General features: G+C 61.5%; 18 protein-coding genes, 4 tRNA genes and 1 pseudogene. 10 read left to right on the top strand and 13 right to left on the bottom strand.

Annotation, left to right across the window (positions count from 1 at the left end; all coding sequences use genetic code 11):
- Nucleotides 1-29: 29 nt before the first annotated feature.
- The 3 genes from trmFO to IB267_RS01070 all read right to left on the bottom strand — a co-directional run bounded on the left by trmFO (nt 30) and on the right by IB267_RS01070 (nt 2,266).
- Nucleotides 30-1,448 carry a methylenetetrahydrofolate--tRNA-(uracil(54)-C(5))-methyltransferase (FADH(2)-oxidizing) TrmFO gene (gene trmFO, locus IB267_RS01060; RefSeq protein WP_192446070.1) on the bottom strand — a complete coding sequence of 473 codons (1,419 nt, stop codon included), beginning with the start codon at nt 1,446-1,448 and terminating at the stop codon, nt 30-32.
- A gap of 100 nt (nt 1,449-1,548) precedes the next feature.
- Complete coding sequence (locus tag IB267_RS33840) at nt 1,549-1,692, bottom strand: DUF1127 domain-containing protein (RefSeq protein ID WP_064816989.1); 144 nt, start codon at nt 1,690-1,692, stop codon at nt 1,549-1,551.
- A gap of 430 nt (nt 1,693-2,122) precedes the next feature.
- Entirely contained in the window at nt 2,123-2,266 is a 144-nt protein-coding gene (locus tag IB267_RS01070) for a DUF1127 domain-containing protein (RefSeq protein WP_065376908.1), read from the bottom strand.
- A gap of 934 nt (nt 2,267-3,200) precedes the next feature.
- Here IB267_RS01070 and IB267_RS01075 point away from each other — a divergent pair.
- From IB267_RS01075 to tig, 4 genes are all read left to right on the top strand, one after another.
- Nucleotides 3,201-4,310 (top strand): DUF2157 domain-containing protein, encoded by a 1,110-nt coding sequence (locus IB267_RS01075; RefSeq protein WP_192446071.1) that lies wholly within the window; start codon nt 3,201-3,203, stop codon nt 4,308-4,310.
- Entirely contained in the window at nt 4,307-4,888 is a 582-nt protein-coding gene (locus tag IB267_RS01080) for a GDYXXLXY domain-containing protein (RefSeq protein ID WP_192446072.1), read from the top strand. The genes IB267_RS01075 and IB267_RS01080 overlap by 4 nt, the downstream gene beginning before the upstream one ends.
- Before the next feature lie 185 nt (nt 4,889-5,073).
- Nucleotides 5,074-5,158, top strand: a tRNA-Leu gene (locus IB267_RS01085).
- Between the two features lie 179 nt (nt 5,159-5,337).
- The gene (gene tig, locus IB267_RS01090) at nt 5,338-6,816 is read left to right on the top strand and encodes a trigger factor (protein WP_192446073.1); all 1,479 of its coding nucleotides are present in this window, start codon (nt 5,338-5,340) and stop codon (nt 6,814-6,816) included.
- Between the two features lie 135 nt (nt 6,817-6,951).
- On the opposite strand, the gene IB267_RS01095 is transcribed toward tig, so the two are convergent.
- Both IB267_RS01095 and sthA read right to left on the bottom strand, forming a co-directional pair.
- Nucleotides 6,952-7,755, bottom strand: a complete 804-nt coding sequence (locus IB267_RS01095) for an endonuclease/exonuclease/phosphatase family protein (RefSeq protein ID WP_192446074.1) — start codon at nt 7,753-7,755, stop codon at nt 6,952-6,954.
- Between the two features lie 186 nt (nt 7,756-7,941).
- Entirely contained in the window at nt 7,942-9,357 is a 1,416-nt protein-coding gene (gene sthA, locus IB267_RS01100) for a Si-specific NAD(P)(+) transhydrogenase (RefSeq protein WP_192446075.1), read from the bottom strand.
- Between the two features lie 257 nt (nt 9,358-9,614).
- Here sthA and IB267_RS01105 point away from each other — a divergent pair, with 257 nt between their 5' ends.
- Nucleotides 9,615-10,604, top strand: coding sequence for a magnesium and cobalt transport protein CorA (locus IB267_RS01105; RefSeq protein ID WP_246810527.1), 990 nt, complete (start codon nt 9,615-9,617; stop codon nt 10,602-10,604).
- A gap of 51 nt (nt 10,605-10,655) precedes the next feature.
- On the top strand, nt 10,656-11,834 hold the full coding sequence (locus tag IB267_RS01110; protein WP_192446077.1) for a putative zinc-binding metallopeptidase: 1,179 nt from the start codon (nt 10,656-10,658) through the stop codon (nt 11,832-11,834).
- Between the two features lie 84 nt (nt 11,835-11,918).
- Here the strand turns inward: IB267_RS01110 and radC are convergent, their stop codons facing one another.
- Genes radC through phaC form a run of 4 tightly spaced genes read right to left on the bottom strand, consistent with a single transcriptional unit; the run spans nt 11,919 to nt 16,153 of the window.
- The gene (gene radC / locus IB267_RS01115; protein WP_192446078.1) at nt 11,919-12,707 is read right to left on the bottom strand and encodes a DNA repair protein RadC; all 789 of its coding nucleotides are present in this window, start codon (nt 12,705-12,707) and stop codon (nt 11,919-11,921) included.
- Nucleotides 12,704-13,543, bottom strand: a complete 840-nt coding sequence (map, locus tag IB267_RS01120) for a type I methionyl aminopeptidase (protein WP_192446079.1) — start codon at nt 13,541-13,543, stop codon at nt 12,704-12,706. The genes radC and map overlap by 4 nt, the downstream gene beginning before the upstream one ends.
- A gap of 30 nt (nt 13,544-13,573) precedes the next feature.
- Nucleotides 13,574-14,293 carry a DNA/RNA nuclease SfsA gene (gene sfsA, locus IB267_RS01125; RefSeq protein ID WP_192446080.1) on the bottom strand — a complete coding sequence of 240 codons (720 nt, stop codon included), beginning with the start codon at nt 14,291-14,293 and terminating at the stop codon, nt 13,574-13,576.
- Nucleotides 14,294-14,314: 21 nt separating this feature from the next.
- Nucleotides 14,315-16,153: a poly(3-hydroxyalkanoate) polymerase subunit PhaC gene (phaC, locus tag IB267_RS01130; RefSeq protein WP_192446081.1), complete on the bottom strand. Its 1,839-nt coding sequence runs from the start codon at nt 16,151-16,153 to the stop codon at nt 14,315-14,317.
- 109 nt (nt 16,154-16,262) lie between these two features.
- Here phaC and IB267_RS01135 point away from each other — a divergent pair, with 109 nt between their 5' ends.
- The 4 genes from IB267_RS01135 (at nt 16,263) to recJ (ending at nt 21,365) form a co-directional block, all read left to right on the top strand.
- Entirely contained in the window at nt 16,263-16,571 is a 309-nt protein-coding gene (locus tag IB267_RS01135; protein ID WP_043611643.1) for a hypothetical protein, read from the top strand.
- Between the two features lie 126 nt (nt 16,572-16,697).
- Nucleotides 16,698-17,915: an LL-diaminopimelate aminotransferase gene (locus IB267_RS01140; RefSeq protein ID WP_034796568.1), complete on the top strand. Its 1,218-nt coding sequence runs from the start codon at nt 16,698-16,700 to the stop codon at nt 17,913-17,915.
- Between the two features lie 87 nt (nt 17,916-18,002).
- Nucleotides 18,003-19,325: a homoserine dehydrogenase gene (locus IB267_RS01145; RefSeq protein WP_043611645.1), complete on the top strand. Its 1,323-nt coding sequence runs from the start codon at nt 18,003-18,005 to the stop codon at nt 19,323-19,325.
- Nucleotides 19,326-19,562: 237 nt separating this feature from the next.
- Entirely contained in the window at nt 19,563-21,365 is a 1,803-nt protein-coding gene (gene recJ, locus IB267_RS01150; protein WP_192446082.1) for a single-stranded-DNA-specific exonuclease RecJ, read from the top strand.
- A 47-nt stretch (nt 21,366-21,412) separates the two neighbouring features.
- On the opposite strand, the pseudogene IB267_RS01155 reads toward recJ, so the two are convergent.
- From IB267_RS01155 to IB267_RS01170, 4 genes and pseudogenes are all read right to left on the bottom strand, one after another.
- Nucleotides 21,413-21,739, bottom strand: a pseudogene (locus tag IB267_RS01155) (GNAT family N-acetyltransferase); the annotation flags it as partial.
- Between the two features lie 260 nt (nt 21,740-21,999).
- A tRNA-Glu gene (locus IB267_RS01160) sits at nt 22,000-22,074 on the bottom strand.
- A 125-nt stretch (nt 22,075-22,199) separates the two neighbouring features.
- Nucleotides 22,200-22,274 (bottom strand) — tRNA-Glu (locus tag IB267_RS01165).
- 200 nt (nt 22,275-22,474) lie between these two features.
- Nucleotides 22,475-22,549 (bottom strand) — tRNA-Glu (locus IB267_RS01170).
- Between the last annotated feature and the right edge of the window lie 127 nt (nt 22,550-22,676).

Genomic DNA, 22,676 nt, shown 5'->3' on the forward strand with positions numbered 1-22,676 from the left:
TGTCGTTTCCTTGATGCGTTTCCGAGCCGTCAGGCGGACTTGCCGAGCCAGGCGGCGCAATCGGCGAGTGCGCGCGACGCCGTCGCCTGCTTCTTGGCGACCGCCTTCTCCTTGCCGCGGAAGCGCTTGACGCCTTCCGGCTTGACGATCGCGCCCGGGTCGAGCGGCGGGAACAGCCCGAAGTTGACGTTCATCGGCTGGAACGAGCGCTTGCCCGGTTCATCGTCGGAGACGATATGCCCACCGGTGATGTGATTGAGCAGCGCGCCGAAGGCGGTGGTCGCCGGCGGTGGGACCAAAGTCTCGCCCTTGCGCTCGGCGGCGGCGAAGCGGCCGGCGAGCAGGCCTATGCTCGCGCTTTCGACATAGCCTTCGCAGCCGGTGATCTGTCCGGCAAAGCGCAGGCCCGACCGCGACTTCAGCGTCAGCGTTCCATCGAGCAGTGTCGGCGAGTTGATGTAGGTGTTGCGGTGCAGGCCGCCGAGACGGGCGAATTCGGCATTCTCCAGGCCCGGGATCATGCGGAAGACTTCGGCCTGAGCGCCATACTTCAGCTTCGTCTGGAATCCGACCATGTTGTAGAGCGTGCCGAGCGCATTGTCCTGGCGCAGCTGTACGACGGCATAGGGCTTGACGGTGGGGTTATGGGCATTGGTGAGGCCCATCGGCTTCATAGGCCCGTGGCGCAGCGTCTCGCGGCCGCGTTCTGCCATCACCTCGATCGGCAGGCAGCCGTCGAAATAGGGCGTGCCTTCCCATTCCTTGAAGCCGGTCTTGTCGCCGGCGATCAACGCATCGACGAAGGCATTGTACTGCTCCTCGGTCATCGGGCAGTTGATGTAGTCCTTGCCGGTACCGCCGGGGCCGACCTTGTCGTAGCGCGACTGAAACCAGCAGACGTCCATGTCGATGGTCTCGGTGTAGACGATCGGTGCGATGGCGTCGAAGAAGGCGAGCGCATCGGCGCCCGTTTCTGCGCGGATCGCCTCGGCAAGGCCGGGTGCGGTCAGCGGACCGGTCGCGATGACGGCGAGATCCCAATCTTTCGGCGGCAGGCCGGTGACTTCCTCGCGCACCACCGTGATCAGCGGATGGGCGGCGATCGCCGCGCTGACCGCGTCGGAGAAGCCGTCGCGATCGACCGCGAGCGCACCACCGGCCGGCACCTGGTTGGCATCGGCCGATTTCATGATCAGCGAGCCGGCAAGGCGCATTTCCGCGTGCAGAACGCCGACCGCGTTGCTGGTCGCGTCATCCGAGCGGAAGGAATTGGAACAGACGAGTTCGGCGAGGCCGTCGGTCTTGTGGGCGTCAGTGCCGCGCACGCCGCGCATCTCATGCAGGACGACCGGTACGCCGGCTTCGGCGATTTGCCAGGCGGCTTCCGATCCGGCAAGGCCGCCGCCGATGACGTGGATGGGGGAGTGGGAAGAAGTGTCTTTGCTCATGGCCGGCTTCCTATCACGGCTCGGCCTTTCGTTCCAACGCCTATAAACGAAAACGGCGCCCTGAAGGCGCCGTCTTGGAAGTCCTGGTCGTTCGTTCCGATTAACGGAAGGAGCGGGCCGCAATGTTGCGGATGTCGTAGCGGGTGATGCCGATGTCATTGAGAGCGTGGTTCGACAGGTTGCCGAGCTCGCTGACAGTGCGGCGGTAGTTGATCCAGCTTTTTGCGATACGAATCGGGTTCATGGTCTTTTCCTCAAAATCAGGTTGTCGCGACAGCCATCTGTCTGCGTCGTTGAGGTTCTTATACGCTTGTCTAATTAGAAGGTGGAGTGCAAAGAAAATGCAGCTGCTATGCATTTGTGCAGTGCATCGCCGCATAGATGGGCACCGCTTCAAAAGGCGGCATCGATTAAGGATTGATTAAAGTCTTAATTGTCCGCCGATAAGAGACTGTTTTCAAACGTATTTACGAGCTGATGGCGAGAGACGACGAAGCACCTCTCGTAAGCCCGGTTCCGTTGCATGGGCAGTGGCAGATGGCGGAGCATCCGGTGTCTCTCGCAAGTGCGAAGGCGTCACCTGGATCGTACTGGCGGCGCCAAAAGAAAACGCCCCCCGGAATGAACCGGAGGGCGTCTACTGGAGGTCGGTTGCGCGTAAGGCGCAGCCTGAATTACTTGATCGCCTGGCGAGCAACGTACGGGATGTCGCCACGGCCGATGCCGAGGTCAGACAGTTCGCGGTCGCTCATGCGGCCGAGTTCGTTGCAGGTCTGACGATACTTGCGCCAATTGTTGAAAGAGCGTGCGAGGTTCATGATCCTATCCTTTCTAGGGTCGTGTGCCAGCGCTTAATCTCTCTTGCTGGCCGTCATCTGATGCTCTGGAATATAATCGTTTTGAGCAGAAGTTACAGAGACAATGCTGCATCGCACCCATGCAGGCCGTGCAAGCCTCTGTGCGATGGCGCGTTTGCGGCAGGCGTCTAAAACGCGCGGCACAATCGACTTGTCGTGGCTGGAAGCTGCCCGAAATGTGAGGGGCCAGAAACAAACAACGCCCGCTGGGGGAGGAGATCCAGCGAGCGTCGCTTTGTTCTGATCGACAACCGGGAGGAGGAGTGTCGCCGATCCAAATCGAGGGGCGCTGGGAGGAGGAGTGCGCCGCCCCGATCGATGAGTTGAAGATAGTACGCAGGCGGGTGGAAGGGTAGCGCTGTTCCAGAATGGCACCTATGCATCCAATGCATGGCGTGGGGCGAGCGCAGCGAAATTATGCACGAATATTGTGCAGCTGCGCAGACGCAGGCTTCTTTGTGGAGAGGAGGGCTGAAAAGAATAACGCCCGCTGGGGGAGGAGGTCCAGCGAGCGTCATTAGGAGTGATTGGCAACTGGGAGGAGGAGTGTTGCCAATCTGATCGGAAGAGCGCTGGGAGGAGGAGTGCGCTCGTCCGAATTCCGTCGGTTTTACCCGGGCCTTTCTCAGCAAACTGAGGCGGTTGGCCATTTCCGCTGGCGACCGTCTGGCTTCATGCCTTCGTTCGCCTTTGATGATTTGAATATAGGACCTTTCAATCGATTTGTGCAGTGCAATATCCGCATGGAAGATATGCGCATTGCGCAAGCCGTTCATTCGTCCCTATCGGTTTGGTGCGCAACTGCCGCAGGGCGATTGTGTTTCCGCGCCGATACGTGGTTAGTTGGGGACTGAACGGAACCAATTCAAGCATCGGATTCTAGGCTGGGGGCAGGATGTACCGCGCGCGTCTCGAACGAGACTTCAAGCATTGGGTCGACAAGGGGCTGCTGCAGGAGAATGCGGCGCGTGCCATGCTCGCCGAATATGACGGTCGCGAGTCGACGTTCCGGGCCGGGCGCGTCCTGCTCATTCTCGCCGCGCTACTTTTGTCCGCCTCAATCCTGCTGCTTGTTGCCGCCAACTGGGAGGCGCTGCCGCGTCTTGCCCGCGTGGCCGGCATCGTCGCCTTGGTCTGGGGCTTTCACTTTGCCGCCGCCTGGCTGATCCGCACCGGACGCCCAACGCTCGCCGCTGCCGCGCTCGTTCTGGGGGCGGCTGCCTTTGGCGGTGGCATCGCCCTGATCGGGCAGATGTATCATCTGTCCGGCGATGCGGCCGACGCCGCGCTGCTGTGGTTTGCTGGCGCCGTACTCTCTGCCGTGGCGTTTCGCTCCGCAGCCATGGCCGCGGTTACCGGCGGGCTCGCCTGGTTCTATTTCGCAACGGTGCTGAAAGACGACGGGTTCAGTGCGACGCCGGACTGGCGCATGTGGTCCGTTCCGACGCTTGCCGTGATCGTCGTGCTGCTGGTGCGTTTCACGACCGCCGACAGGGTTCGTCATCTCGCCTATCTGCTCGTCCTGTCGTGGCTCGCCTGGCTTTATCTCGATAATGCATCGCTCGCCTTTGCCGGTGGCCTCGCTGCGTGCGGGCTCGTGGCCTTTCTCGCGGCGACGCTGCCCGGCTCGCCGCTTCGCGCGCTTGCGGTCGATGCCGGTTCGGCACCCACCTTCTATTCCTTCGCGCTCGCCTTGCTCGGTTTTACCGCTCTCCAATATGAAGCCGTCGGAGTGACGACGGAGGTCGCGACCGGGGCAGGGACGCTGCTGGTGGCGCTCCTCGGCATTGCGCTTGCCGGGGCGCAGAACGGCGCCGTGCGCTATCTCGGCTACGTCGCCTTCGCCGGCGAGCTTCTCTACCTCGCCTTCGAGACCCTCGGCTCTATGCTCGGCACCTCCGGTTTCTTCCTTATCTCCGGATTGGTGGTTGCTGGCATCGCCTGGCTCGTCATCCGCATCGAGGGGCACTTGGCAAATGCGCGCGGGACGGAGGCGCCACAATGACCGCTGCAAAGACCCGTTGGCTGAACCCATTTCTGGCGGCCCTGCTGGTTGCGGGCGTACAGACGGCGGCCCTTGGCTATATGATCGAGAGCAGGGCATCGATCCTTAGAAGCGGCCGTGACGTGCTGTTGAAGACCGTGCCCGTCGATCCCCGCGATCTGCTTCGGGGTGACTACGTGATCCTGAGCTACGACATTTCCAGGCTCCAGCCGGAACTGTTCAAGGGCGATACGCCGAAGCAGTCGGAAGAGGCGCAGATCTACGTTCGGCTGGAAAAGCAACTCGACGGTTTCTGGGCGGCGACCGAAGCGTCCTTCCAGCCGCTTGGCCTCGCCGGCGACAGCGTCGTCCTTCGCTCGCTGCCCTTTATCTACTATCCTTCGTCCGCGCTCTCGTCCGTCAGTGTGGAATACGGGATCGAGCGCTTCTATGTGCCGGAAGGCGAGGGGCGGACGCTGGAGGAGGCGCGCAACGCCGAGGCGCTCTCCGTCAATATCCGCGTGGACGCCAAGGGAAAGGCCCAGATCCGCGAGATCGCAGTCAATGGCAGCCCGGTCTATGAAGAGCCTCTCTATTAAGCTGCGCCGTCCCCTGCCGGATCGGTGGTGGAATTCCCGCATTTTCCCTTTGATCCCGCGAGAACGAGTGATATAGAGACGCCGCGCTCGGGAAAGCCCTGAACTTTTCAGCATGCCCTTTGTATCCGCGGTATTCCGCTGGTTGGACTTGCGGGAATACGAACAGGCGGTGCGATTGTCTGAACGCGGGTATGGTGAAATTGGTAGACACGCCAGATTTAGGTTCTGGTGCCGCAAGGCGTGGGAGTTCAAGTCTCTCTACCCGCACCAGAACAGCGATCGCGCCCGAAGTCCGGATTCTGCAGGGATGAAGGGGGCTGGAGTGCCATTTTGCTTGCAAAACGGTTGCAGAACTGCGTAAAGCCACTCCCGGCAAATGGATCGGCTCACGTGCTCGCCAGACCTTTCGAAGGGGAAGAGCACAGTCAACGTGAAATGAAGGTTTGAACATGCAGGTTATCGAAACGCTCGCTGAAGGGCTGAAGCGCGAACTCAAGGTCGTTATCCCGGCCAAGGACATGGAAGCTCGTATGAACGAGCGTCTGGCCGAAGTGAAGGACCGTGTGAAGATCAACGGCTTCCGTCCGGGCAAGGTACCGGCCGCGCATCTGAAGAAGATCTACGGCAAGTCGATCATGGCTGACCTCGTCAACGAAATCGTTCGCGACAAGCCCACCGAGATTCTTTCGGGCCGTGGCGAAAAGTCGGCGACCCAGCCGGAAATCGCGATGACCGAGGACGAGGCAGAAGCCGACAAGATCCTCAACGCTCAGGCCGACCTCGAGTTCACCGTTGCCTACGAAATCATCCCGGCGATCGAGCTCAAGGACGTCAGCGGCATCAAGGTGACCCGCGAAGTCGTCGAGATCGCTGAAGACGAAGTCAACGAGCAGATCCTCAAGATCGCCGAAAGCGCTCGTAGCTACGAATCGAAGAAGGGCAAGGCCGCCAACGGCGACCGCGTCACCATCGATTACCTCGGCAAGGTCGACGGCGTTGCCTTCGACGGCGGCAAGGACGAAGACGCTGAGCTGGTTCTCGGCTCCAACCGCTTCATCCCGGGCTTCGAAGAACAGCTCGTTGGCCTGAAGGCTGGCGACGAGAAGGTCATCACCGTGACTTTCCCAGCTGAATACCCGGCTGCAAACCTTGCTGGCAAGGAAGCCACCTTCGACATCACCGTCAAGGACGTGGCTGGCGCCCAGGACATCGAAATCAACGACGAACTGGCCACCAAGCTCGGCCTCGAATCGGCTGACAAGCTGAAGGAAATCGTCCGCGGCCAGATCGAAAGCCAGTACGGCAACCTGACCCGTCAGAAGGTCAAGCGTCAGATCCTCGACCAGCTCGACGAACTCTACCAGTTCGAAACGCCGGAGCGTCTCGTCGAAGCCGAATTCGAAAACATCTGGCGCCAGATCAACACTGACCTCCAGCAGGCCGGCAAGACCTTCGCTGACGAAGAAACCACCGAAGAAGAAGCCCGCGCTGAATACCGCAAGCTCGCTGAGCGTCGTGTTCGCCTCGGCCTCGTTCTCTCGGAAATCGGCGAGAAGGCCGGCGTTCAGGTCAGCGACGACGAACTGCAGCGTTCGCTGTTCGAACAGCTGCGCCAGTTCCCGGGCCAGGAAAAGCAGATCCTCGACTACTTCAAGAACACCCCGGGCGCCGCTGCTTCGCTGCGCGCTCCGCTGTTCGAAGAAAAGGTCGTCGACCACCTGCTCGGCGAAATCTCGGTAACCGACAAGACGGTTTCGAAGGAAGAGCTGACGGCTGACGACGAAGAGACCGAAGGCAAGGCTGCCAAGAAGGCTCCGGCCAAGAAGAAGGCCGCTGCCAAGGCTGAAGCCGCCGAAGGCGAAGAAGCTGCCGCTCCGAAGAAGAAGGCTCCGGCCAAGAAGAAGGCCGCTGACGACAGCGCCGAGTAATCGGATCGAAGCCTTAGGAATCGAAAGGCCCTGCCGCTTGCGGCAGGGCCTTTTTCGTTGTGGCTCGGCAAACCCATCGTCCTGTCGAAGCGCTGACCGGGAGCCGATTTTTGGCCCCGCCGAACGCGCGACGGACTAAGCGATGTCGAGGAGGAGGGCGCGGTGGTCGGAGACTTCGGGCGCTGCGACGACATCGAAGCGAGCGACGGTGACTGCGCCATTCGCCAGCATGTAATCGGCAAAGCGGCCGCTCTTTCGATAGTGCGAGGTGCGCGTGTCCGTGTGGCCGCGGGAAACGACGAGGTCGACGAGGCCCAGCTGCCCCAGCGTCTGAAACGTTTGGCTGTCCGGGAGCACGTTGAAGTCACCGCAGACGACAAGCCGCTCGTCGCCGGGCCAGACCTGGTGGATGAGACCCACCAGCGCGTCGGCCTGCGCGCGGCGTTCCGGACTGTCGTTCTTGCCGCCGACCTCCCGCAGCCCGTGCATCTGCGCGATAGTGATGGGAGTGCCAGCGTCGTGATCGAACAGTCGGATGCAATGGGCGTTGCGCGCACGCGGATGCGGCCCCCAACCGTCGGGCGAAAAGCCGCCATGCACGAAGCCGAGTGCCTGGCCAATGACGGAATAGCCCCGCCGAACGAAGGTCGCCAGGCCGAACTCCGATGCCACGGGCGCGTCACCGGCAAAGAGAATCCCTCGCGCCGTCGGGCAGAAGAATCCGTCATGTCCTGGAAGTACGGCGGCGATCTCGTTGAAGAGGTTAGCGCGTTGCGGCAGTTCCACGTCCGCATCGCGATAGCTCAGCCATTCGGCCTCGGTCGTCGGTGATCGCGCGATCTCCTGCAGGCACAGGACGTCGGCGTCGACATCGGCGAGATACTTCATCAAAGGCGAATGGAGCTTGCCGCCCCAGGCATTGAGCGAAAGGATGCGCATGGTGTTCGGCTCTCTTGATCGGGAGAGGTGAAGCTAGCCGATTCGCCGGCGTCCCGCGCATTTCAGATGACGGTTTTGAGGGACGGGCGGGAGAGGCCGGCCGTAGCGCGGAGCCACCATCGGTGCCCTTCGGGCGTTTGGCCGCCGCCGTCATCGTTGACGACGGCCGGCTCTGTCGCTGGAAGCTTACGCTTTCGGTGCTTCCTGCTTGATCTCACCCATGCGGTTCCAGGCGTCGAGGCCGGCAATCTTGTAGGCTTCGGCCAGCGTCGGGTAGTTGAAGGTGTTTTCGACGAAATACTCGACCGTGCCCTTGAGGTTCAGCACCGCCTGGCCGATATGCACCAGCTCCGTCGCGCCTTCGCCGATAATATGCACGCCGAGCAGGCGGCGGGTCTTCAGCGAGAAGATCATTTTCAAAAGGCCGGAATCGAGCCCCATGATGTGGCCGCGCGAGGTCTCGCGGAAGCGGGCGATGCCGCATTCGTAGGGGATGCCGCGTTCCTTGACCTCTTCTTCCGAGAGACCGCAGGTGGAGATCTCAGGCACGGCATAGATGCCGTAGGGGAAGTATTTCTGCGGCTCCATCGCGATCGCGCCGATGGCGACGCGGGCGGCGATGCGGCCCTGTTCCATCGATGTCGAGGCGAGGCTCGGGAAGCCGACGACGTCGCCGGCGGCATAGATGTTGGGCACGGAGGTCTGGAAGGTCTCGGGATTGACCTTGAGACGCCCGCGGCTGTCGGCTTCAAGCCCGGCGGCCGGAAGGTTGAGCGTATCGGTCGCGCCCATGCGGCCCGCGGCAAAAAGCACCATGTCGGTCGTGATCTTGCGGCCGTTGTCGAGCGTCAGCAGCACCTTACCATCCTCGAGCCTTTCGACCGTTTCGGCCTTCTGCCCGAGATGCAGTTTCATGTTGCGGTCGCGCAGCTGGTAGATGAAGTCTTCTACGATTTCCTTGTCGATGAAATCGAGCATCGTTGTCTTCGGGTCGATCACCGTTACCTGGGTGTCGAGCGCGCTGAAGATCGTGGCGTATTCGATGCCGACGACGCCGGCGCCGATCACCACCAGTGAACGCGGCAGGGTCTCGATGTCGAGCAGTTCGTCGCTGTCGAGCACGGTCTTGCCGTCGAACGGCATGTAATCCGGGCGGAAGGGCTTGGTGCCGACGGCAAGCATGATGCTGGTGCCGGACACGAGCATGGTCTCGCCGTCGTCCTTGACGACCTCCAGTGTGGTCTGATTGACGAAGCTCGCCTTGCCGCGCATCTGCTGCACGCGGTTGCGCGCAAACTGGTGTTCGAGAACCTCGACCTCATGATTGAGGGTGATGATCAGGCGCTGCCGGAGGTCGTCGGCGCTGATCTCCTGCTTGACGCGATAGGAGCGTCCGTAAAAGCCGCGCTCGCGCCAGCCCGAAAGATTGAGCGCCGTTTCGCGCAGCGTCTTGGAGGGAATCGTGCCGGTATGAACCGAAACGCCGCCGACGCGTTTTCCCTGTTCGATGACGAGGACCTTCTTGCCGAGCTTGGCTGCCTGGATGGCGCCGCGGCGGCCGGCAGGTCCGCTTCCGACAACGATGAGATCGAACTGGTTCATAGGCGTGTCCGTTAGAAGGTGGAATCGTTGTGCGTTGCGAAAACTCTCGCTCGCAAGCCTCTATACCGTCAATGGCACGGTTTGATGAAGTGGTTTTCATAGCCGAAACAGCCGGATGAGAATATATAAGGGAGTGCGCGTATGCTTGGTTCCGTTAAGACATCCGGAGCCCGTCGGTGTCGTATTTGCCTGGGAGGCTGACGATGGGATTGGAGCTGACGAACAGGGTTTTGCCACAGTCTGACGGTGAAGCCGTCATGCCGCATTCACAGCCGCGCGCCGGCGTCGTTGCGGCCGCGGTCTACGAGAACGGCGTGCGCGTCCGCGATATCCGCATCGAAGACGCAGGCAAGTGGCGCGATCGTCCAGGTGCGGTGGTCTGGATTGGCCTGCATGAGCCCGATGCCGAACTGTTGCGGCAGATCCAGCAGGAATTCGATCTGCATGACCTGGCGATCGAGGACGCCTGCAAGGCGCATCAGCGGCCGAAACTGGAGATCTATGGCGATTCGATCTTTGTCGTCGCCCGCACCGCGCACATGGTCGGCGACGAGATCGCCTTCGGCGAGACGCATCTGTTCGTGGGGCGCGGTTATGTCATCTCGGTCCGGCACGGCGCGTCGACCTCTTACATGGCCGTGCGTCAGCGCTGCGAAGCCTCGCCGGCAGCCCTTGCCCATGGCGAGAACTACATCCTCTATTCGATCCTCGATTTCATCGTCGACAACTACATGCCGGTGATCGAGGCGATCCACGAGGAAGTCGAGAAACTGGAGGACCGGCTGCTGCGCGAGCGGTTGGTCAAGGGCGACATCGAACGCCTGTATCTGCTGCGGCGCAATCTGTTGCGCCTGCGAAACGCGGTCGTGCCGCTGGTCGACGTCTGCCGACGGCATGAGCACATCGATCTGCCGGGCATGGATGCAGCACTGCAGCCGCTCTTCCGTGACGTGACCGACCACGTGCGGCGCGTTCAGGAGGATATCGACGCTTTGCGTGAAGTGCTCGCCTTCACCTTCGAGGCGAGCCTGATGGTCGGGCAATCCGAGCAGACGGAGATTTCGCGCAAGCTCGCGTCCTGGGCGGCGATCCTCGCGGTGCCGACGGCGATTGCCGGCATTTACGGAATGAACTTCGACGACATGCCGGAGCTCAAGTTCCGCTATGGCTACTTCGTCGTGCTGGCTGTCATCATCGGACTGTGCGGCACGCTCTACCGCTTCTTCCGCCGCGCGAAATGGCTTTAGGCCCGAGCGCCAATCAGGCCGACTTTGCCAGTTCCGGACTTGGAGGACGTCGTGGCAAGCCTTCTGGAAACGCTTGGGGACCTGATCGGTACGAACTGGAAGCGCCGCGACGTGGCCAAGCGGTACTCGCGAACCTATGTCTGCCGCTGTGGCAGTCACATCTTCTTCGGCAATACCCTTTGCAACAGCTGCCAGGCGCCGCTCGGATATCTGCCGGGTGAAGGCGTCCTGATACCGCTTGAACCGGGTCCGCAGCCGGACACGTGGGACGCGGGTGGCGGGCGGCAGTTGCTGAAGTATTGCAGCAATCGTGACACTGCCGCGTTGTGCAACTGGATGCTGACGGCGAGCGAGCCGAGGTCCCTTTGCATTGCCTGCCGTCTGAACAGGACCATTCCGAATCTCGATTGTGAGGACAATGCCCGTCACTGGGGGCTGATCGAGGCTGCGAAGCGACGACTCGTTTCGCAGCTGCTGTCGCTCGGATTGCCGGTGAAGTCAAAGGTCGACGAGGACGAGAAGCACGGTCTGATGTTCGATTTCCTGCGTTCGCCGGAGAACGGGCCGCGCGTGCTGACCGGGCACGTTGACGGTTTGATTACGGTCAACATCGAGGAAGCGGATTCTGTTCAGCGAGAGAAGATGCGGCTCGAACTGCATGAACCCTATCGCACGCTGCTCGGTCACTTGCGACACGAGGTCGGTCACTACTATTGGAATAGGCTTATTCTCAACGGCCCTTGGCTGGAGCCCTTTCGTTCGCTTTTCGGAGATGAGCGCGCCGACTATGCGGCGGCATTGAAGGCGAACTATGAGAATGGCCCTCCCGTAGACTGGGCCGACCGATACATCAGCGCCTATGCTTCCACACATCCCTGGGAAGACTGGGCGGAAACCTGGGCACACTATCTGCATATGATCGATAGCCTTGGCACAGCGCTCGGGTTTGGGCTCGATGCAGAAGATCTTGAAGCGATTATCGAGCCGTTTGAGCGCGACGCCTTGTATGCGCCCGAAGACACCGGCGCCGACGGGTTTCTGTCGCTGTTGAACTCCTGGATTGAAATGACGATGGTGCTCAACGAGCTGGCGCGCAGCATGGGCCAGCCGGACTTCTACCCATTCGTGATGTCGAAGCCGTCAGTGGCGAAACTGCAGTTCGTGCATATGGTCGTCGAGGCTTCTCGCTCGGCGGGGACGGAGTCTGTCGAATCCGGCCTTTCGGGGTGACCGCTTTCGCCACTGTTTGCGGCAGAGTGGCGCCACTACCGGGCTGGTGCCTCCGCCGTGCGAAACGGCTGGGTGCCGGCGTGATCAGAACAGTCGCAGGCCCTTCAGGCTAACGTGTCCGTCTTTTCCGATGATGATGTGATCGTGCACGGCGATGCCGAGCGGTTTGGCCGTCTCGACGATCAGCTTGGTCATGTCGATATCGGCGCGCGACGGGGTCGGGTCGCCGGATGGATGGTTATGAACGAGGATGATCGCCGTTGCCGAGAGTTCGAGTGCTCGTTTGACGACTTCACGCGGGTAGACCGGTGTGTGGTCGATCGTGCCTTTCTGCTGCACTTCGTCGGCAATCAGTGTGTTGCGTTTGTCGAGGAACAGGATGCGGAACTGTTCCTTCGTCTCGTAGGCCATCGCCGCGTGGCAATAGTCGATGACGGCGCTCCAGGACGAGAGAAGCTGCTTCTGGCGAAGTTCGCTCTTGAGTGTTCGGTGACCGATCGTGGAGATCAGCTTGAGGTCGAGGGCAACCGCTTCGCCGATACCGCTCACTTCCTGCAACAGCGCGATCGGGGCGCCGAAGACACCGGCGAGCGTGCCGAAGCGGGCGAGCAGGGCCTTGGCGATCGGCTTGGTATCCTTGCGCGGGATCAGCCGAAAGAGCAGCATCTCCAGGATTTCGTAATCTGCAAGCGCCGAGTCGCCCTGTTCCCGGTAGCGCGTCCGCAACCGGTCGCGATGACCGTGATAGTGCGCCTCGGGTTCCGGCGCCTTCTTCGTCACCGGTTTCCCGTCCAGCTGCAACTGCGGAAAAAACGTCCTCTCGTCCGCGGATGGCGCCAAGTCGCCGTCAGGGGAGATCGGACGTTTCGTCATGCGGCGCCGATCGTGCTGACGCCGGGCTTGAACAGGCCCGCCGGCGAAAGCGTGAAGATCTCGCAGCCATCGGCGGTGACGCCGACCGTGTGCTCGTATTGCGCCGACAGCGACCGGTCACGGGTGACCGCGGTCCAGCCGTCCGAGAGCACCTTCACATGCGGGCGGCCGAGATTGATCATCGGCTCGATGGTGAAGATCATGCCCTCGCGCAGCTCCGGGCCTTCATTGGCGCGGCCATAGTGCAGGATGTTCGGCGCATCGTGGAAAAGCTTGCCGACGCCGTGGCCGCAGAAATCGCGCACCACGGAGCAGCGCTCCGCTTCGGCATAGACCTGGATCGCTTCGCCGATGGCGCCAGTGCGGGCGCCGGGGCGCACGGCGGCAATGCCGCGCATCAGGCTTTCATGGGTGACGTCGAGCAGTCGCTCGGCGGCACGCTTGATCTCGCCGACCGGATACATCCGGCTCGAATCGCCGTGCCAGCCATCTACGACATAGGTGACGTCGATGTTGACAATATCGCCTTCGCGCAGCGGCTTGTCGTTCGGTATGCCGTGGCAAACGACGTGGTTGATCGAGGTGCACGACGATTTCGTGTAGCCGCGATAGTTGAGCGTCGCCGGTAGCGCGCCATTGTCCATGCCGAACTCGAAGACGAACCGGTCGATCTCGTCGGTGGTGACGCCCGGCTGCACCCGCGAGACGAGCTCGTCCAGACAACGCGCGGTCACCTGGCAGGCTTTTCGCATGCCCTCGAAACCTTCCGGTCCGTAGAGCCGGATAACGCCGGTATTCTTGTAGGGCGCAGACCCTGCCTCGATGTAAGTCACCATTCCAAAGCTTTCAGTTGTTCCAGTCGGATTTCATAGAGCAGCGAGGGCCGCTTCGTCCACTGCCATCAATCCGGTCGGGCGGATTTGCGTTGGCGAAACCTGACATTTGACCGCGTAGGCCTCGACACCACGTGACATCGCGCGGTCGAACGCGCGTGCATAGGCGGGATCGAACTCGCGGCAGATCCTCAACCGGTCACAGTCATCACGCTGCACGAGATAGATCATCACCGCACGGTGACCAGCCTCGACCATATCACCGAGCTCGTCGAGATGTTTCGCACCGCGCGTTGTCGGACTGTCAGGAAATTCGGAAAGACCGGGCGTGCGGCTGAAATGCACGTTCTTGACTTCGACATAGGCACGGCCGCGCTCGGGATCGCTGAGGAGAATGTCGATGCGCGAGTTGCGCCCGTATTTCTGCTCGCGCGCACTGTGTTCATAGGTATGCAGGTCGGAAACGAGTCCCAGCCCGATGGCTTCTTCCGCAAGCCGGTTGGGCAGGCCGGTGTTGATGCCGACCATCGTCCCGTCGGCTTCGACGATTTCCAGCATATGGCGGTATTTCCGCGTCGGGCTGTCGTGTTCCGACATCCAGATGCGCGAACCTGGCGTCGTCAGCCCGCGCATCGAACCGGTATTGGGGCAGGATCCAGTCATCGCCGTGCCATCCGGCAACAGGGCGTCGAAGAGAAAGCGCTTGTAGCGCTGCACGAGGATCGCGGTCGTCAGCGGAGGATCGAAGAACAAGGCAGGTCCTGCAAAAATGGTTCAGGCGCGGGCGCGCACGTAGGAGCCCGGCGCTTCCTCGAGCGAGTTCAGCGGCCCGCCCGGCTTGCGGGGCGCAACGCGTCGCTTGTCGAGTTTCTCGATCCATTGGTGCCAGTGCGGCCACCAGGATCCCGGTGTTTCCTTGGCCGCCTTGAACCAATCGTCGAAGTCACCCTTGGGCGCGCCGCCGGTCCAGAACTGATACTTGCCCTTGTCCGGCGGGTTGACGACGCCGGCTATGTGGCCCGAGCCCGAGAGAACATAGGTGACCTTGCCGCCGAACGAAGCGCTGCCGAGAAACACAGAGCGTGGCGGCGCGATGTGATCTTCCTTGGTCGCGAGATTGTAGATCGGGATCTTCACGTCGCCGAGCGACACCTGCTTTCCGGCAAGCACCATCTCGCCCTTCGAAAGCTTGTTATCGAGGTAGCAGTTGCGCAGGTAGAAGGAATGATTGGCCGCCGGCATCCGCGTCGAATCGGAGTTCCAGTAAAGCAGGTCGAAGGGCAGGGGCTCCTGGCCCTTCAGGTAGTTGTTGACGAAGTAGGGCCAGATCAGCTCCGAAGCGCGCAGCATGTTGAAGGCGGTCGCCATCTTCGAGCCGTCGAGATAGCCGGTCACGCTCATGTTCTGCTCGATCTGGCTGATCTGGTCCTCGTCGACGAAGACCTTGAGGTCTCCGGCATGGGTGAAATCGACCTGCGTCGTGAACAGTGTCGCCGAACGGATCCGGTCGTCGCCCTCGGCAGCGTGCAATGCCAGCGTTGCGGCAAGCAGGGTGCCGCCGACGCAATAGCCGATGGCATTGACTTCGCGCTCGCCGGTCGCCTGCTCGACGATATCGAGCGCAAAGCCGATGCCTTCGCGGGCGTAGGCTTCCCAATCCTTGGTCGCGTGCCGCTCGTCCGGGTTCACCCAGGAGATGACGAAGACCGTGTGCCCCTGGTCGACCGCCCATTTGATGAAGGATTTCTGCGGGTTGAGATCGAGCACGTAGAACTTGTTGATCCAGGGCGGGCAGATCAGCAACGGCCGCTTCAGCACGGTCTCCGTCGTCGCCTCGTATTGCAGCACCTGGCAGACGTCGCTCTGGGCAATGACTTTGCCCGGTGTCATCGCGATATTCTCGCCGATCGCAAACTTGCTGGTGTCCGTCTGCCGGAGCTTGAGGTCGCCGCGACCGGCGGCGATGTCCTCGGCAAACATCTGCATGCCCTTGACCAAGTTGGCGCCGCTCGAGGCAACGGTCTCACGGTAGAGCTGCGGGTTGGTGGTGACGAAGTTCGTCGGAGACAACGCGCTCGAAACCTGCCTTACGTAGAAGGCAGCCTTGTGTTTCGTGTGGTCGTCGAGCCCCTCGGCGTCCTCGACCATGCGTTCGGCCCAGTCCGACGTTACGAAATAGGCCTGGCGAATGAAGTCGAAGAACGGGTTCTTCACCCAGTCCTCGTCGGCAAATCTCTTGTCGTTGCGCTGGAGGGCGGCAGGCGCGGACGTCTCTTCGCCGGACATGCGGTGCAGCGTGCGCGACCAGATCTCGAAGAAGCTGCCCATCAGGTGAGTCTGCGCTTCGAGCGTGCGGCGAGGGTCGGAGAGCCAGTACTCCGAGACCTTGGACAGCGTCTTGACCATGTCGGTGACGGGCTCGGCAAAGGTATCGGACTTCTGGCCCGATTCCCGCGGCGCCAGCCAGGCAGAGGCCGCCTTGCCAAGCTGTTCCATGGCGCGGGCGAGGTTGACGGCGAGGCTTTCCGGATCCTTGACGATATAAGGTTCGACGGATTTGGGATCGAAGCCTGCGTAGCCGTCCTTGCCTTCCGCATTCCTCTCTGCTGTCACCCGGCGTCCTCCACAGCATCTTGTTTGTTTTGTATTTTTACATTCTGCCCGAAAATGATTACAAGGGCTAGCGCATCGTCGCGCCATCAAAATAGAGGTCGTCTCCAGTATGCTTGCCGTCGGAAAACAGCGTTCCATCACCTGGGTTGCCGGGATCGTTCTGCTAGGCACGCTTGCTGGCTGCAACAGCCAGGGGACTAACTTCGAGAATTATCCGTCGGTCTATGGCCAGAAGCCGGCCGCAACGGCGCAGATGACCAACGAAGAAGCGACCAATATGCAGGCGCGCCTGAGCTCGCTCGGCGCTGCGCGCAAGTCCGGCGCGATCTCCGAAGCGGAGTACCAGCGGCGCCTGAAGGAGATGCGCGCGCTCGCCGAACAGCACGGCACGGACACGCTGAAAGAGATCCAGAATTAGCGCTTGCCTTTCCGGTGATTTGGACGCAAAGCGTTCAATGGCCGCATGGACGGCCGTTCACCACAGCGCACGGTTTCGCAAAGGCTTGAGCCGCTGGCGGGAGCGTGCGCCAAACGAGGTTTGGAGATGGAAGAGTTTCACAAAGTCCGGCGTTTGCCGCCCTATGTTTTCGAACAGGTCAACCGTTTGAAAGCAAGCGCGCGAGCGGCCGGTGCTGACATCATCGACCTCGGCATGGGCAATCCGGATCTACCCACACCACAGTCGATTGTCGACAAGCTCTGCGAGGCCGTTCAGGACCCGCGCACGCATCGTTATTCGTCGTCGAAGGGCATTCCCGGGCTGCGTCGTGCCCAGGCCGCCTATTACGCCCGCCGCTTCGGCGTCAAGCTCAACCCGGATACCCAGGTCGTCGCTACCCTTGGCTCGAAGGAAGGCTTCGCCAACATGGCGCAGGCGATCACCGCACCTGGCGACGTCATCCTGTGCCCGAACCCCACCTATCCGATCCACGCCTTCGGCTTCCTGATGGCCGGCGGTGTTATCCGCTCGATCTCGGTCGAGCCGGACGAAACCTTCTTCGGGCCGCTGGAACGCGCCGTTCGCCATTCCATCCCGAAGCCCTTGGCGCTGATCCTCAACTATCCGTCGAACCCGACGGCGCAGGTAGCGACGTTGGACTTCTACAAGGACGTGATCGCCTTTGCGAAGAAGCACGACATCATCGTGCTGTCCGATCTCGCCTACTCGGAAATCTACTTCAACGACGCGCCGCCGCCGTCGGTGCTGGAAGTTCCGGGCGCGATCGACTGCACGGTCGAGTTCACCTCGATGTCGAAGACATTCTCGATGCCGGGCTGGCGCATGGGCTTTGCCGTCGGCAACGAACGGCTGATTGCGGCACTGACGCGCGTGAAATCCTACCTCGACTACGGCGCCTTTACGCCGATCCAGGTGGCCGCCACCCAGGCGCTGAACGGCGACGGCAGCGACATCGCCGAAGTGCGCAACATCTACAAGCGCCGCCGCGACGTGATGGTCGATAGCTTCGGCAAGGCCGGCTTCGAAGTGCCGCCGCCGGCTGCGACGATGTTCGCCTGGGCGAAGATCCCGGAGAAGTTCCGTCATCTCGGTTCGCTCGAATTCTCAAAACTCCTCGTCGAGAAGGCTGATGTCGCGGTCGCTCCCGGTATCGGCTTCGGCGAGCAGGGCGACGACTACGTTCGTCTCGCTCTCGTCGAGAACGAGCACCGCATCCGTCAGGCGGCGCGCAACATCAAGAAGTTCCTGTCGACCGCCGACGAGACGATGCACAACGTCATCTCGCTGAACGCTCATAGGTAAGAAGTCGGGAGGCGTTTTGACGCGCGCCTCCTTCCACACTGGCCCCGCTGTTCTCGCGGTGCGCCCTCTACATGTTAGGAAATGGCTATGGCAGATGCCCTCAAAATCGGCATTGCGGGCTTGGGTACCGTCGGTGCCTCGCTCGTGCGAATCCTCCAGGATCGTCACGAGATGCTTGCGACAACGTGCGGACGGGCAATCGAGACCACGGCCGTAACGGCGCGCGACCGCAACAGGGATCGCGGCGTTGATCTTTCGAAGACCGCCTGGTTCGACGACGCCATCTCGCTTGCGCGTGACGCCGATATCGACGTTTTCGTCGAACTGATGGGCGGCTCCGGCGATCCGGCCTATTCGGCCGTCAAGGCGGCGCTGCAACGCGGCATTCACGTGGTCACCGCCAACAAGGCGTTGCTGGCTGCCCATGGCATCGAACTTGCCAAGATCGCCGAGGAGAAGGGCGCGCTGCTCAACTACGAAGCGGCTGTTGCCGGTGGTATCCCCGTCATCAAGGCGCTGCGCGAATCCATGACCGGCAACACGATCTCGCGCGTCTACGGGATCATGAACGGAACCTGCAATTACATCCTGACGAAGATGGAGAAGGAACAGCTGTCCTTCGAAGCCTGCCTGAAGGAAGCCCAGCGCCTCGGTTACGCCGAAGCCGACCCGGCCTTCGACATCGAGGGCAACGACACGGCGCACAAGCTGTCGATCCTGACGAGCCTTGCCTTCGGAACGGCGATCGCGGCCGACGACATCTACCTCGAAGGCATCACCAACATCTCGATCGACGACATTCATGCGGCCGCCGATCTCGGCTACCGCATCAAGCTTCTCGGCGTCGCCCAGCGCACCGAAAGCGGCATCGAGCAGCGCGTCCATCCGACGATGGTGCCTTATGATTCCGTCATCGCTCAGGTCGATGGCGTGACCAATGCGGTTGCGATCGAATCCGACATTCTTGGCGAACTCCTGATGGTCGGCCCCGGTGCCGGCGGCAACGCGACAGCTTCGGCCGTGCTTGGCGATATCGCCGACATCGCCAAGAGCCGCCCGGGCGCCCAGCACGTCCCGGCCTTCGGCCGTCCGACCAATGCACTGCTTCCCTACAAGCGTGCGCAGATCCAGAGCCACGAGGGCGGCTACTTCATCCGCCTGAAGGTCGTCGACCGCACCGGCGTGTTTGCCAGCATCGCGACCCGCATGGCCGACAACGGCATCTCGCTGGAATCGATCATGCAGCACTCCAAGCAGCTGATGGACACGGGCGAACCGCAGACGATCATCCTGGTCACGCATGCGACATCGGAGCACTCCGTTCGCGATGCGATCAAGGCGATCAAGGGCGAGGGCTACCTCGTCGGCGAACCGCAGGTCATCCGCATCGAACGTCCGAAGGCAAACTGAGGGCGACAGGTGCCTTCGAGCCGTTCGGCATGGCAGTGCCCAGCGCTGCTTGCCGCCGATAGATTGGAAGCCTCGCCGTGCAAGCAAGCCGGCGAGGCTTCTTTCTTTATGCCTTGGGCGCCGATAGCAGCGCAGATCCCTGCGAAACGTGGATCTCTGTGTATGCCGTTCTGAAAACGGTCACGATTTCCAGGGTTATGCGCTAAGAGGAATGAAGCGCCAAGCGGGTGGACGAGCATGGAAGAATTGGTGGATCCGGTACAGCGGGCCTTTCTGAACGTCGAGCGGTCGGTCAGCGGCCAGCGATGGGTGTCGCGCCTCGACCAGGCGGGTCAGAACCGGGCGCTCGCCATCAGCCAGGTCCACGGCTACTCCGACCTGCTCGGGCGCGTGCTTGCCGGCCGTGGCGTCGTGCTAGACGATGCCGCAAGTTTTCTTGATCCGACGCTTCGCTCGCTGATGCCGGACCCGGACAAACTGACCGATTGCCGCAAGGCTGCAGAGCGTCTGGCAACGGCTATCAAGCGCCGGGAAAAGACGGTGGTCTTCGGTGATTATGATGTCGACGGTGCTGCGTCTTCGGCGTTGATGGCGCGTTTCCTGCGCCATTTCGGCGTCGATGCGGAAATCTACATTCCTGACCGGATTTTTGAGGGCTATGGCCCGAACCCGACGGCGATCGAGCAATTGATCGACAACGGCGCCGATCTCATCGTCACCGTTGACTGTGGCTCGACCAGCCATGAGTCGCTTGCCGTTGCCGAGAAACGCGGCGTCGATGTCGTGGTCATTGACCACCATCAGGTCGGCGCATCGCTGCCGCCCTGCCATGCGCTGGTCAATCCCAACCGCGAGGACGATCTCTCGGGGCAGGGGCACCTCTGTGCCGCCGGCGTCGTCTATCTGGTTCTCGTCAATACCTTGCGTGTGTTGCGCAACGCCGGCGACAGCCGCGTCGCTTCTTTCGACCTGCTGGCCCAGCTCGATCTCGTGGCACTGGCAACCGTATGTGACGTCGTGCCGCTCAAGGGGCTGAACCGCGCCTACGTCGTCAAGGGACTGATCGCAGCGCGCCATATGGGCAATGTCGGGCTTTCGGCACTGCTAAGGAAGGCTGCGATCGGTGGCCCGGTCACGCCCTATCACCTGGGCTTTCTCGTCGGCCCGAGAATCAATGCCGGCGGACGCATTGGCGATGCGGCACTCGGCAGCCGGCTGCTGGCGATGGAAGACGCCGCCGAGGCGGAGAAGATCGCGGCGCAGCTCGATGAGCTCAACCGCGAGCGGCAGGCGATGGAAGCCGTCATGCTGGCTGAGGCTGAAGCTGAGGTTCTGGCCGAATACGGCACGGGCGAGGGCGCTTCGGTGATCGTCACCGCGCGCGAAAACTGGCACCCGGGTATCGTCGGGCTGCTTGCAGCCCGCATCAAGGAAAAATTCCGCCGGCCGACCTTTGCCATTGCCTTCGATCCCAATGGCAGAGGAACCGGCTCGGGTCGATCGATCAACGGCTTCGACATGGGCAAGATGGTCCGCGCTGCCGTCGACGGTGGTCTGCTGGTAAAGGGCGGTGGCCATGCCATGGCTGCCGGCCTCACCGTCGAGCGCGCGAAACTCGGAAAGCTCCGGCAATTCTTCGAGGAACGTGCCGAAGCCGCCGTGCGTGAGCTTGTCGCCATCCAGACGCTGAAGGTCGATGGCGCGCTTGCAGCATCCGGTGCCACGCTGGAACTCATCGACCTCCTGGAGCAGGCAGGCCCCTATGGCTCAGCCCACCCGCAGCCCGTCTTTGCCTTCCCGCAGCATCGCCTGCGCGACAGCCGCCAGGTCGGCGCCAACCACGTCAAGGTGACGCTGGAGGGCCAGGACGGCAGCCGTCTCGACGGGATAGCCTTCCGGGCGACCGAGACGCCGCTCGGCGACTTCTTGCTGTCGAGCCGGGGCACGTCCATTCACGTCGCAGGCTCCGTTTCGGCGGATCTCTGGCAAGGCCAGCGTCGCGTGCAGCTTCGCGTAACGGATGCCGCCAAGGCGCTTTGATCGGCTGGTTTCGACGTTGTAACCCGCGGAATCCGCAACGGGACTGATCAAGTGATGATCGCGTCCGCCGAACTGATCGAAAAGACGTTCAGGCCGGATACGTCGCTCTCGATTTTCTTGAAGCCACGGGCAAGATAATAGGGCGAGTTTTCAGGGCTCGCGCACAGAAAGCAGGTCTCGCGCCCCAGAGATGAAGCCTGCTTGAGGGCGGCTGCCATCAGCTTGGCGGCAATTCCTTGCCGGCGGGCTTCAGGTTCGACCCAAAGAGCCGCAACCCACGGGGCATAGTGTGGGCGTTCATCAAGGTCGTTCTCGATGATGAAGACCGATCCGAGGTATGCCCCCGCCGGTGTGCCACCAAGGCAAACGGGATGCCACGTCCGTCGATCATCGGATCGAGATGTGCGCGATAGGCCGCCAAGGACACGTCTGTATCAGTCCACCAGGCATTCCAGGCCCGATCAGCAATCGTATCTGCCCAGCGCGGGCAGGTTCTCGATTTGGAAATTTGGATCATCAAAACTCCGAGCCGCAGTGCAGCGATGCAATGGATGGTAGCGGAACCGCATAGCGGTGCAATCGTGTGATATTACACGTTCGGGTTGTTGCCGGTGTGTGTTGGGTTGTCGGAGCTTGGCACGCCCAACGGGAATCGAACCCGTGTTACCGCCGTGAGAGGGCGGCGTCCTGACCGCTAGACGATGGGCGCACATGCGTTGCAGTTCGCTGCCAGATATTACGCTCGTTCAGCGCAAATCACGACAGGAAGATGAGCTGCAGCCCTGCGGAGAGCATTGCTTGATATTAGGAATGTGCGGGAGAAATTCAACACAGTGGCACGCCCTAGGGGAGTCGAACCCCTCTTCCCAGAATGAAAATCTGGTGTCCTAACCGATAGACGAAGGGCGCACTCGCTGTGTGGGCGCCTTATAACCAGCGACTCTGGATACCGCAAGCGCCAATCTCAGGATTCTTGTGATTTTCCTGTTCAAAATACCAGGAAAGATTCACGCCGGCACAAGGCGGAAAGGCGGGTGTCGAAACGCGCGTTAAATAGCTGTTTCAACGACAGAAAATCGATTTCGAATTGGGGGAGGAGTTCAACACAGTGGCACGCCCTAGGGGAGTCGAACCCCTCTTCCCAGAATGAAAATCTGGTGTCCTAACCGATAGACGAAGGGCGCACTCGCTGTGTGGGCGCCTTATAGCCAGCGACTCTGGATACCGCAAGCGCCAATCGCACGATTTTTGTGCTTTTCCTGTTAAAATCACCGAGAAAAATTCGGCGACTGAACGGCCGGAATCGGAGAT

The organism is Ensifer sp. ENS09 (genome assembly GCF_014852425.1).
In the GTDB taxonomy this organism is placed as follows: Bacteria; Pseudomonadota; Alphaproteobacteria; order Rhizobiales; family Rhizobiaceae; genus Ensifer.